At 35.2% G+C, this 13,274-nt stretch carries 6 protein-coding genes; all 6 read left to right on the top strand.

What is annotated here, in order from left to right; genetic code table 11:
* The first annotated feature begins 7 nt into the window (after positions 1-7).
* The 6 genes from BW964_RS15730 to argS all read left to right on the top strand — a co-directional run bounded on the left by BW964_RS15730 (position 8) and on the right by argS (position 13,207).
* Positions 8-1,636, top strand: coding sequence for a SusD/RagB family nutrient-binding outer membrane lipoprotein (locus tag BW964_RS15730; protein ID WP_076508572.1), 1,629 nt, complete (start codon positions 8-10; stop codon positions 1,634-1,636).
* A 383-nt stretch (positions 1,637-2,019) separates the two neighbouring features.
* Entirely contained in the window at positions 2,020-5,013 is a 2,994-nt protein-coding gene (locus BW964_RS15725; RefSeq protein ID WP_076508570.1) for a SusC/RagA family TonB-linked outer membrane protein, read from the top strand.
* A gap of 12 nt (positions 5,014-5,025) precedes the next feature.
* Complete coding sequence (locus tag BW964_RS15720; protein WP_076508568.1) at positions 5,026-6,447, top strand: SusD/RagB family nutrient-binding outer membrane lipoprotein; 1,422 nt, start codon at positions 5,026-5,028, stop codon at positions 6,445-6,447.
* 413 nt (positions 6,448-6,860) lie between these two features.
* A complete protein-coding gene (locus BW964_RS15715; protein ID WP_076508567.1) occupies positions 6,861-9,884 on the top strand; it encodes a SusC/RagA family TonB-linked outer membrane protein in 3,024 nt (1,007 codons plus the stop codon).
* A gap of 5 nt (positions 9,885-9,889) precedes the next feature.
* Complete coding sequence (locus BW964_RS15710; protein ID WP_076508565.1) at positions 9,890-11,326, top strand: SusD/RagB family nutrient-binding outer membrane lipoprotein; 1,437 nt, start codon at positions 9,890-9,892, stop codon at positions 11,324-11,326.
* Positions 11,327-11,446: 120 nt separating this feature from the next.
* Positions 11,447-13,207, top strand: coding sequence for an arginine--tRNA ligase (argS, locus tag BW964_RS15705; RefSeq protein ID WP_076508564.1), 1,761 nt, complete (start codon positions 11,447-11,449; stop codon positions 13,205-13,207).
* Positions 13,208-13,274 lie beyond the last annotated feature (67 nt).

Raw genomic sequence — 13,274 nt, 5'->3', positions numbered from 1 at the left:
AATCATAATGAAAAAGATATTAATACCTATTTTAGGAATGACCACACTGCTGTTTTTTAACTCGTGCAGTGATGATTTCTTAGATGTCAATCAAAATGTGAATGAAGCTTATACCAATCAGGTAAGCCCTAAAGATAGGCTGTCAGCTGCTGAGTCTATAGTCTTCAGAACACAGGGAAATACCATGAACAGGTTTGGTAACCTAATGATGAATGCGTGGGCAGGAAATATTTATTACTTTGCTTCTCCATATGGGGATGAATTCAGAATGGCTGCAGATGCGCAGTTTTATGATAACATTTGGGATAACCTTTATTTGGGAGTTTCCAACTTACAGTCTGTTATTGATGCTCCTGGTGCTGAAAATTATCCACACCATGTTGCAGCAGCGAAAGTGATGAAAGCTTACTATATGCAGATGATTGTAGATCTTTATAATGATGCTCCTTATTCTGAAGCATTTAAAGGACAGTCTAATAAGAATCCCAAATACGATAAATCTAAAGATATATATAAAGGATTGATGGCGGAGCTTAATCAAGCGTTGGTATTAATTGATAAGACGCCTGCTGCTTCTAATGCTTTAGTTTTTACTGAAGATCCAATATACCAGGCTACTGCTGTTGCTAATAATGAAACACAAAATGTTGCTAACTGGAGAATATTTTGGAAAAAAATGGCAAATACAGTGAAGCTTAAAATGTTAGTAAGATTGTCTAACTGTACTGATGCAGAGGTGACTACATGGAGAAATGCTGAACTTCAAGCAATGACTTTGCTTACCGCTAATCCAACTGTTAACTTTATTGATAAAGATGTAAAGATTAATCCGGGCTATGTTACTTCTACTCCAGACCAAAGAAACCCGTTCTACGGTACTTTCGGAAGAATTGACTTAGATGCACAAGATATAGGTCAGGATTTCAGAATTACTGTAGCATCAGATCATATGATCAAAACTTTAAAAGGGGAAACAACTGAAACATCTGGGGTTGTAGATAACAGAATCAGTAGATTATTTAAAGCTAATGGAATTGGGGATGACGCTAATAATTTAGTAGTTAATATGAAAGGTCAGGTTCAGGGAGGAACCAAAGAAGTTGGAGCTGTGGAAAGTGATTTTGCGACTTTGGGTGACTTTATGATTTATAATAGTGGTGCTGGAGCTACTCTTCCTGGGCTTTTACTGACAGCTTCTGAAGTGAAGTTTTTACAGGCCGAAGCTGCGGTAGTATATCCTGCTACAATGGCATTTAATGCCCAGACAAGCTTTAATGATGGTATTACTCAGTCGTTTGTAACATTTGGTTCTACACCAGCTGCTGCAGCTACTTATCTTGCTGCAATAGCTGCAAAACCAGGAATGGGATGGGCTGCTACCGCTAACAAGATCCAGGCAATTCAGTATCAAAAGTGGATTGCGTTGACCAATATTAATCCAACGGAGACTTATATCAGTTATACTAAAACTGGATATCCTCAGTTGCCAATGCCAATAGGATCTTACTACCCGTCAAGACCTAAGAGATTAATGTATCCGCAATCTGAGTATGTTTCTAACAGTGCCAATGTGCCGAATCCAAGTGTTAATGATATGTATAATATCAATGCTTATTCTCCATTCTGGTTGAAATAAGTAAGACAAATTTTTAATATATTTTTATTACCGCCTTAGGGCGGTTTTTTTTGTTTTATAGTTTTTGGTTCAGCTTTTCGTGAATAAAATGATGTAAGCGTTCAATAATAGTATTTAATGATTTATTAATATTTGCTTCATATATATTTGATAATGAATGTTTTTTGTGTTATAGCGAATGCTTTTATAGTATATTTTAGATTTTGAAAAAAAGTAACTATCGTGTGATTTGTCTTGTTTAATATTCTGTGTATATATTGTTTTATGAAATAAATTACTATAATTTATTTTATTTGATGTATAAGTATTGTTTATTTTGGTAATTCTTTGTGTTTTTAAGAAAGTTTTGCAAATTTTATAAAGTAATAAAATCAAATATTGATATGAAGAAATTAACAACAAGCGTACTTATACTTGTGTTATCTTCGTCGCTGGCTGTAGCCAATGCTCAGGAGGTGAAGAATGATACTGTGAAGGCACAAGAAATCGAAGGAGTGGTTGTGACGGCACTCGGTATTAAAAGAGAGAAAAAGTCTTTGGGATATGCTTCTCAAGAAATTAAGGCAAGTGCTCTTTCTGATGGAACTACAAACACGGGGAATATTGCCGCACAATTATCAGGTAAAGTAGCAGGTCTTAATGTTACCACAAATAATAACTTTGGAGGGTCTTCCAATTTGTTGATCAGAGGTGTAAAAGCATTAGGAGGAGGTAATCCACTTATCGTTATTGATGGGTCTCCTGTTAATAATGGTAATACTCAGGCGAATTCAATTGATTATGGAAATGCCCTTTCTGACATTAACCAGGAAGATATTGAATCTATCAACGTATTAAAAGGTGCTGCAGCATCTGCACTATATGGAGACAGAGGACTGAATGGAGTTATTGTGATTACTACTAAAAATGGTAAAGGAAAAGATGACGGATCTTTGGGAGTAACATTCTCTTCTGCTATACAAGTAGGATTTATCGATAAATCTACTTTTCCTGAATATCAGACTAAATATGGTGCCGGATATGCTCAGTCATTCGGATCAAAGGCGGCTGATGGTTTAAATTATGCAAATTTTGGAGCAGATGCTTCTTGGGGACCTAAATTTGACCCGAATTTGATGGTATATCAGTGGGATTCATTCAATCCTTTATCTCCTAATTACCAAAAAGCAAGACCTTGGACAGCTGCTAAAAATGGCCCGATTACATTTTTCAATAATCCTGCTACATACATCAATAGCGTAACGTTGGAAAAAGGACAGAAAGGGAAGAACATTACCTTTACTTATGAAAATATGATGTCTGACGGGTTGATGCCTAATTCACATCTTAATAAAAACAATTTCTCTTTAAAGGTTAATTATGATCTGACTCCGAAATTACACTCTACATTCTATTCTAGCATGACTTTGCAGGATACGAAAGGGAGAAGTATTACAGGATATTCAAATAATATTGCAACAGGCTTCAGACAATGGTGGCAAACCAATGTGGATGTTGCTGATCTTCAAAGCATGTATTTAGCGAACATAAATGTTGCCAATTCATCCAATAATTATGGTAACGTTACCTGGAGCAGAAAATCAGCAACTAACGGGGCTCCTGCTTATTGGAATAATCCATATTTCCAGGCTTATCAGAACTATTCTTCAGATAAAAGATATAGAAACTTTACTTACGGCCAGGTAACGTATGATTTGCTTGACAATATCTCTGTTACCGGAAAAGTTTCTTATGACAGAACAAGTCTTACCGCTGAAACCAGATTGGCTGTAGGATCCTTACCTCAGGCTTTTGGACAGTCAAATAACGTAATTGGCTCGGGGTATGGAAGACGTGATATTATACAGGCGGAAACCAACTATGATTTGATGGTGAATTATAAATTCAATATAACGGATAATATTAACATTTCCGGAGTGTTGGGAGGAAACATCCGAAGAAACTATAACAGTTCAATCTATGCATCAACAGAGGGAGGATTAGTAGTTCCTGGAATTTATGCACTATCTAACTCTAAAAAAGCACCTCTAGCATCAGATGAACTTGAATCTACAGAACAAACGAATTCAATGTATGCTACTGCCTCATTTGATTTCTATAAGAAATTCTATTTAGATGCAACCTGGAGAACAGCTGAATCATCAACATTAAAAGCTGGTAATAATATCTATAATTATCCGTCTATTACAGGAGCATTAATTATGTCTGAAATTCTTGATACCAAAGAATGGATGAACTTCTGGAAATTAAGAGCCAACTATGCAGAAGTGGGAGGATCAGCAACTCCATACCAATTGTTTAATAATTATAGATCAGCTGGAATTTTATCAGGTACGGGTATCTATAATTCTATTTTAACACGGCCTTTTGAAGATCTAAGACCTCAAAGATCTAAAGAATTTGAAATAGGTACCGAAGCACACTTTTTAAGAGACAGAATCACGCTTGATGTAGCTTATTATAAAACAAAAACAATTGATCAGATTATTCCTCTTGCTGTTTCTGCCGGTACCGGATTTACTGCAAAAGTAATCAATGCTGGTAGAATTGATAATACCGGAGTTGAAGTACAGCTAGGGCTAGTTCCGATAAAAACAAAAGATTTTACGTGGAACATTGATGCCAACTGGTCCAAAAACCAAAATAAAGTTATAGAACTGAATCCGGGAATCACCAATTATTTATTAAATAGTTTCCAAGGAGGAGTATCTCTAAATGCCAGAGTAGGTGAAGCGTGGGGAACATTAGTAGGAGCAGATTATACTTACCTAAACGGGGAAAAAGTAATTGATCCGAAAACCGGAAAATACTTACAAAATCCTAATCAGGTGATTGGTAATACGACACCGGATTGGATTGGAGGTATTAGAAATAGCTTCAGTTATAAAGGATTCTCTTTAAGCTTCTTAATTGATATGCGTAAAGGAGGAGATATATTCTCAACCGATATGTATTATGGATTATCATCTGGTCTTTATAAAGAAACAGCTGAAGGAGATTACAGGGATAAACCTATTGTTTTATCTGGTGTTCTTCCTGATGGTACCCCAAACAATATTCAATTATCACCGGCTGATAATAATGGTGCTATGGGATATAAAACTCAGCCTTCAAGGGAGTTTGTTTATGATGGTTCATATATTAAGCTAAGAGAAGCGAGTATCGGATATATGCTTCCTAAATCTTTATTAGAAGGAACTAAAATTTATGATGCAAAAATTTCGATTGTGGGAAGAAACCTATGGATAATTCACAAAAATTTACCATATGCTGATCCTGAAGCTATGGTAGGTGGAGGTATTAACTCTTACGGCTGGTCTATTGGTTCTATGCCAACAACAAGAGATTTGGGTATCAATGTTACATTTAAATTCTAAATTACTTAAAAAATGAAAAATATTATAAAAATAAGTTTGGTATCTGCATGTATTGGGTTGGCTTTAAGTTCATGTCAAAGTGATTTAACCTCTCTTAATGTTGATCCTAAACATCCATCAGTTCTTCCATCTGATAATCTGTTAGCGACTGCTATGTATCAGTCATCCTACTATATGGATAATCCAAGTGTGAATTTTAATAACTACAGATTCTTTACACAACAATGGGCAGAAACTCAATATCCGGATGAAACTCAATATAATCTGGTAACCCGTAACCAGCCTCGTAACCATTTTAACAGAATGTACGTTTATAGTATCAATAATCTGAAACAGGCAAAAATGAATCTGGTTAATGAAGTTGAGACGGATGATATACGTACCAACAAGTTGGCAACCTTAGAAATTGAAGAAATTTTTATCTGGGAAAATATAGTTGACACTTATGGGGATGTTCCTTACTCTGAAGCTTTTAAACCTGATGAGATTTTAACACCTAAATATGATGATGCCAAGACTATTTATCTTGACTTAATTAAAAGGATCGATGCAGCTAATGCTACTATAAAACCTACAGCTACTGGTTATTCTGATCTGGTATATGGTGGTAATATGACTAAATGGAAAAAATTTGCTAATTCTATTAAATTAAGATTAGGAATGAATTTGGCAGATGTTGACCCAGCATTATCAAAGACAACTGTCGAATCTGCCATTGCAAGTGGGGTAATTTCTTCTGATGATGAAGCTTACAAATTCAAATATGACGGAGGGACTTTCTCAAATCCAGTATATGATAATTTAGTAGCTTCCAATAGAAACGATTTCATTCCAAGTCAGTTAACTATTAATACCATGAGTAGTTTATCAGATCCAAGAATGGACATATGGTTTACAAAAGTTGGAGGAGTTTATAAAGGAGGAGTTTTTGGAGAATTAAATGATCCTTATACTAATTTCTCTCAATTAAGTTCTTACTTTAGAAGTGCTACTACAGCATCTAACCTGTTAAGTTATGCGGAAGTAGCCTTCTTAAAAGCTGAAGCTGCAGCAAGAGGATATTCTGTTGGAGGTACTGTCGCAGATCTTTATATTGCTGCTGTAACAGAATCTATGAGAGAAAATGGAGTAAGTACAGCCAATACAGTAACGTATTTAGCTGTTAATCCGTTTAATGTGGCCAACTGGAAACAATCTATCGGTACACAAGCTTGGATTGCAATGTTTAACAAAGGTTTTGCTAGCTGGAACTTTACTAGACGTCTGGATAACCCAATCCTCGTTAATCCTCCAAAATCTAATTTGTCATCTGTACCTTATAGAATGCCCTATTCTGACCAGGAATATGTATTGAACGGAACAAATGTTAACGCTGCTGCCAGTAAAATTGGAGGTGATAAAGCAACCACAAAATTATTCTGGGATATCAATTAATTTGATCTTAAATAATATTTAAAAAACCGCCGAGGGCGGTTTTTTGTTGTTTTAGTATATAATAGTCAATTTTAAAGCTGAAAAATATAATATGCATAGCATTGTATTGATGGTCGGTTATTTATTTATTTTTCATTGTGATATTGCTAATGGTTCTGACTATCAATTTGTTATTGTTATTTTTTGTTAATGTTTTATATAGAGATTATCAATTAAATGGATTTGTATTTTTCTGAAAAAAAATATTGCTTAAATGGTTTATTTTTGTTAATTGATTATATTTTAACTTAATTTAATAGATTTTAGTGTTTTTATTTTGAAAATTAATGAATATTTAATAATTTTTTACGATTTTGTTTTGTGTTTTTAAGAAAGTTTTACAAATTTGTACAGTCACAAAATTAAAATTTGATATGAAGAAACTAACAACAAGTCTGCTTGTTTTGGTATTGTCTTCATCTGTTGCCATTGCTAATGCTCAACAGAAGAACGATACGGTAAAAACAAAAGAAATTGAGGGGGTAGTAGTAACTGCACTCGGAATAAAGAGAGAGAAGAGATCTCTTGGCTATGCAACTCAAGAAGTGAAGGGTGATGCTGTCAATAAAAATCCTACTACTAACTTCTTAAATAACCTATCTGGAAAAGTAGCTGGGCTAGAGATTAAGCAAAGTACCAACTTTGGGGGATCTATTAACGTGGTTACAAGAGGTTATAAATCAATATTGGATAGCAATCAGGCACTTTTTGTTGTGGATGGTGTTCCGGTAATGAATAAAAATGTCAATAGCACAAACCAGACAAATGGTGCAGGAGGGTATGATTATGGAAGTTCCGTTTCAGATATTAACCCCAACGATATAGAGACAATTAACGTTCTGAAAGGGGCAGCAGCTACTGCGCTATACGGTTCAAGAGCTCAGAATGGAGCAATTATCATCACTACAAAAAGAGGAAAAAAGAACAAAGAGGGCATTGGATTAGAGTTTTCCAGCTCTATCACAGTTTCATCAATAGATAAATCTACTTTCCCGAAATATCAGACGCAATATGGACAGGGCTATACTGGAAATAGTTTTTCTGGAACTTATCAGGGAAGCCCTATTGTAGGCTTTGGAAATGATGCATCTTATGGATCTGCTTACGATGGTTCTATGGTCTGGCAGTACGGAGCTTTCATTCCAGGTTCTCCTACAGAAGGCAAGATGACCCCATGGAAAATGGCAAAAAACGGACCTATTACTTTTTTTAATAAAGCAACAAATTACGTAAACAGTATCTCCCTAAGTGGAGGAAATGATGTGGCTACTTATAGATTCGGATATACCAATACCAATGCCACTGATATTATGCCAAACAGTGAATTGATAAAAAATAATTTTACGGGTAATGCTTCATATAAGTTAGCGGATAACTTAACAGCCAATTTTTACGCGAATTATATAACACAAAAAACAACAGGTAGAAATACTACAGGTTATAATGATAATATTATGACCAATTTCAGACAATGGTGGCCAACCAATGTAGATGTTAAAGATCTGCAATATCTATACAGTACTTTTAGAAAAAATTACACATGGAATATAAGAAGCAGAACGGATCTGAGACCTGCATTCTGGGATAATCCATATTTTCAGAGGTATGAAAATTATCAGAATGATTCAAAAGATCGTTTTGCGGGTAATTTCAGCTTAAATTATGATGTTTCAAAAGATATTAACTTACTATTTAGAGCAGGAAGGGATACTTATACTATGATGGTTGAAGAGAGAAAAGCTGTGGGATCATATGCAGGGAACACTTTTGGGTTAAATATAGTTAACCAGCCATCAGGATATGCATTGAGCGAATATAAGTTTTCAGAGACCAATTATGATTTTATTGGAACCTATAAAAAGAATATTACTGATGATTTCAATGTGAATGCCTTAGTAGGGGGAAACATCAATGTCCAGAGAGATTATGCTAATCAACAATCTACGTCCGGTGGATTATCAGTTGCGGGCTTATACTCGATTGCCAATTCTGCATCATCCCCTGCCAGACCTGTGATTTCAGATTTGTCTAAATACATCTATGGTGTTTTTGGACAGGTTTCATTAGGTTATAAAAATACCTATTATTTGGAAGGTACCTACAGAAGAGATCAGACTACAGCTTTGAATAATGGGAATAATGTATATACATATCCTTCTATATCAGGAAGTATTGTATTCTCAAATTTAATTCAACAAAAATGGCTTAGCTTCGGTAAGTTGAGGGCAGCTTATGCATCTGTAGGATCAGATACAGCGGCAGATAGATTAAAAGACAGATATCTTTCTCAAGCTTCTTTTGGAGATCTCCTTTCAAACGCTTACAATGCAGTACTTAGAAATCCAGACCTTAGATCACAAAGCCTTAAGAATATGGAATTTGGTATTGAAGCAAGACTGTTTAATAATCGTTTGGGATTTGATGTGGCTTGGTTCCAAAATAAAGGATATGAGCAAATTCTTCCATTGCCGGTTTCTCTAGCTAACGGAGCAACAGCTAAATTTGAAAATGCAGGTGAATTAACGACAAAGGGGTTTGAAGTTAGTGTTAATGCAACTCCTATTAAAACGAACAATTTTTCATGGGATTTAACATTAAACTGGTCCAATCCTTGGACGAAAGTAACAAAACTTAATGATGGCATAGAAAATATTACCATTGGAGCACTTCAGGGGGGGGTAAGTATTAATGCACCTCTTAATGGAGATTATGGTTCAATCTGGACTTCCGATTATGTTTATGACTCAAACGGACAGAAGATTGTAGGTGCTAATGGAGCTTATTTAATAACAGATAAAGCAATATATAACCAAGGAAGTTTTCAGTCTAGATGGAGTGCGGGGTTAAATAATACATTGAACTATAAAAATCTTTCATTAAGCTTTTTGATCGACTGGAGACAGGGTGGGAAAATTTATTCTTTAGATCAGTTTTATGGATACGGAACAGGTCTATATCCTGATTCAGTAGGGACCAACGATTTGGGGAATCCTATCAGAAATCCGCTTGCAAATGGAGGTGGTGTAATTTTACCTGGAGTAATGCAAGACCCTAACAATCCAGGTCAATATATTCCAAATACAATCAGATTGGATAAATCGCAATCCAGCCAGGTTTTACAAACTGACCTTCCTGGAGCTGCCTATGTTTATGATGCTAGCTTTGTAAAATTGAGAGAAGTAGCGATTACCTATAGATTCGATAAAAATGTCTTTAATTCAAAATTTATACAAGGCATGTCCATGAGCTTAATTGGAAGTAATCTTTGGATCATTCATAAAAATCTGCCTTATTCAGATCCTGAAGCAGGATTGTCCTCTGGAAATATTCAAGGGTATCAATCTGGAGTAATGCCAGCAACAAGAAATATCTCGTTTAATGTAAAAATTAACTTTTAGAAATTATGAAAAAACATATAATACTAACAATATCAATACTGGCATTTTTATTAACAGGCTGCCAAACGGCTGAGGATGTGAATTCAGATCCGTATGCAAGCTATGAAACACTGCCCGAGCCACTTCTTACTTTCGCACAAAAAGAATTAAGTGATTATGTGACGACCCCCAACGTTAATGAGAATAATTTTAGGTTGACAATGCAGTACTGGACGGAAACAATCTATGTAAACGAGAGTAATTATGATTTTACCAATCGTAACGTATCTAACCAGGTTTGGAGAGATAATTATGTAAATGTATTGAAGAATCTCGATCAGGCATCTAAAATTATTACAGCTTATGTTCCAACGTTTGCTGAATCTGCTACGTGGCCTGCAAAAAGAGATAATCAGCTTGCTATAATAGATCTTATGAAATCTTACACATTTCAGATTTTAGTGGATACATATGGAGATATACCATATACCCAAGCGCTTGATAATGATCAATATCCCCTTCCAAAATATGATAAAGCAGTTGATATTTACACAGATCTTATTACAAAAGTAAAAGCTGATGTAAATAAATTGACGCTAACTGGAGGTACTTTTGGGAACGGTGATATATTTTATAAAGGAGATATTGGTAAATGGAAAAAATTTGGAAACTCTTTATTATTGAAGATGGGAATTGCATTAGCTGATGTTAATCCATCTTTAGCTCAAAATACAGTAAATCAGGCAATCACTGGTGGGGTGTTTACTTCAGCGGGTGACGACTGTAAATTTCAGTATTTGGCAGCATCACCAAATCAAAGTCCAATATACTTAGAAACTGTTTCCAGAGACGATTTTATTGCTGGGAAAACACTTGTTGATTTTATGAATAACAATAATGATGCGAGAATAAGTCAATATTATTCAGATGTAGATGGAGACTATATAGGCCAGGTTATTGGTGCACCGGGAGACTTTTCTTCTTTCTCTAATGCCGGAGATTTTGCATATACAAATACTACACCCGGAATTATTTTGAGTTATACTGAAGTTGCATTCTATCTAGCAGAGGCATCAGCAAGATGGGGTATAGGTGGTGCTCCTGCAGCGTTATATAATACAGCAGTAACTTCATCATTTACTGATTGGAATTCAGCAGCAGCAGCTCCTGCTTATATTGCAGCCCACCCATATAATGCAGCGAATTGGAAAAAGTCAATAGGTGAACAAGCTTGGGTAGCGATGTATAATCAGGCAGTAGTTTCTTGGAACTTTTATAGAAGACTTGATTATCCTCAATTAGTTGCACCAAGTACAGCTATTCCTAATGCAGCAGGAAAAGTTCCTGTAAGACTTCAGTACCCACCATTGGAATCTACGACTAATGGTACTAATTATTCCGCCGCAAGTGCTGCAATAGGTGGTGATAAACTGACTACAAAAATATTCTGGGATATCAACTAAAAATATACATTCATATCAAAAACCGCCTTCGGGCGGTTTTTTTATTTCCGTATATTTGTATCTCAAAATTTTTAGACGAAATGGGCTGATTTATCTGGCCTTTAAAAAGTAATTATACACATGAATATTAAAGATATTATAGAAGAGAAGCTTTCGGAGGTTATTTTAAACATATTCCAGTTGAAAGATATTAAGCTTGAAATTCAGGAAAATAAAACGGAATTTGAAGGGGACTTTACCATTGTGACATTCCCATTGGTAAAGCAACTTAAAAAAAATCCGGAAAGCATTGGTGTTGAATTAGGAGGTGCTTTAACAGAACAGGAAGGGCTTTTTGAAAGTTTTAATGTGGTAAAAGGTTTCCTTAATATTAAGGTGAAAAACCAGTTGTTTGTGGATAACTTCAGATCTGTGAGCAACGACTTTGATAGTATAGAAAAGAAAAATTCAACGGTAATGGTGGAGTATTCTTCTCCAAATACCAACAAACCGCTTCATTTAGGGCATGTCAGAAATAATTTATTAGGTTTTTCTGTAGCGCAGATTCTTAAAGAGGCAGGATATGATGTGATTAAATCTCAGATCATCAATGACAGAGGAATTCATATCTGCAAGTCTATGCTGGCGTGGGAGAAATTCGGACATGGAGAAACTCCGGAATCTACCCATACCAAAGGAGATAAGTTTGTAGGAAATTATTATGTAGAATTTGACAAAAATTATAAGAAAGAAATTTCTGAACTTGTAGCACAGGGATCAACTGAAGACCAGGCTAAAAAAGACGCTCCATTAATTGTTGAAGCTCAAAAAATGCTTTTAGATTGGGAAAAAGGTGATGAAACGGTAAGAAAGCTCTGGAAAGAAATGAATGCCTGGGTGTATAAAGGTTTCAGCGAAACATACAAAAGATTAGGTGTTGATTTCGATCAGGTTCAATATGAAAGTAATACGTATATTCTGGGGAAAGATTTGATTCAGGAAGGCTTGGACAAAGGTATTCTTTATCAGAAAGAAGACGGTTCAGTTTGGTGCGACCTTACGGATGAAGGTCTGGATCAAAAGCTTTTGCTTCGTTCGGACGGAACTTCTGTTTACATGACTCAGGATTTGGGAACAGCTGTTGAGCGTTTTAAACAAAACAATATTCAGAAACTCATTTATACAGTAGGAAACGAACAGGATTATCATTTCCAGGTTTTATTTAAAATCTTGAAAAAATTAGGCTACTCGTGGGCAGATCAATTATTCCACCTTTCTTATGGAATGGTAGAACTTCCTAACGGTAAAATGAAATCCCGTGAAGGAACCGTTGTAGATGCTGACGAGCTGATGCAGGAAATGTATGAAACTGCAAAATCAATCACTACTGAATTAGGAAAACTGGAGGGACTTTCAGATGAAGAAAAAGAGGTTTCTTATGAAATCATAGGATTAGCTGCTTTGAAATATTTTATGCTAAAGGTAGATCCAAAGAAAAAGATGCTGTTTGATCCTGCTGAAAGTGTAGAATTTTCAGGAAATACAGGTCCGTTTATTCTCTATACCTATGCCCGTATTCAATCATTATTGTCAAAAGCAGAGGTAGATTATAAGGAAGTTTCAGAGGTGACTTTAAATCAACATGAAAAAGAACTGATCATGTTATTAACTAATTATAAAACAGTAGTTGCGAAATCAGCAGAAGCACTAAGTCCTGCTTTAGTAGCCAATTATGTTTATGATTTAGTGAAGGCTTATAATTCATTCTATCAGAGCAATGTCATTCTGAAGCTTGAAGACAAAAACTTGAAAAAATTACGTTTGAATCTATCAGATCTCACTGCAAAAACAATTAAAAAATCACTCACCCTGCTCGGCATCGGAACCGTAGACAGAATGTAAAAAATAAAGCCTCCTGAAATTTCAGGAGGCTTTATTTTTAATGTAAAATCGAATTGCTGATAATGGT

This window comes from Chryseobacterium shigense, assembly GCF_900156575.1.
Classification (GTDB): Bacteria; Bacteroidota; Bacteroidia; order Flavobacteriales; family Weeksellaceae; genus Chryseobacterium; species Chryseobacterium shigense.
The sequence above is the reverse complement of the archived record's forward strand: the minus strand, read 5'-3'. Positions and strand labels throughout refer to the sequence as shown.

Excerpts from the sequence above, each read along its gene's own strand:
- BW964_RS15730 (WP_076508572.1), top strand. The coding sequence starts at position 8 with ATGAAAAAGATATTAATACCTATTTTAGGAATGACCACACTGCTGTTT.
- BW964_RS15725 (WP_076508570.1), top strand. The coding sequence starts at position 2,020 with ATGAAGAAATTAACAACAAGCGTACTTATACTTGTGTTATCTTCGTCG.
- BW964_RS15720 (WP_076508568.1), top strand. The coding sequence starts at position 5,026 with ATGAAAAATATTATAAAAATAAGTTTGGTATCTGCATGTATTGGGTTG.
- BW964_RS15715 (WP_076508567.1), top strand. The coding sequence starts at position 6,861 with ATGAAGAAACTAACAACAAGTCTGCTTGTTTTGGTATTGTCTTCATCT.
- BW964_RS15710 (WP_076508565.1), top strand. The coding sequence starts at position 9,890 with ATGAAAAAACATATAATACTAACAATATCAATACTGGCATTTTTATTA.
- argS (WP_076508564.1), top strand. The coding sequence starts at position 11,447 with ATGAATATTAAAGATATTATAGAAGAGAAGCTTTCGGAGGTTATTTTA.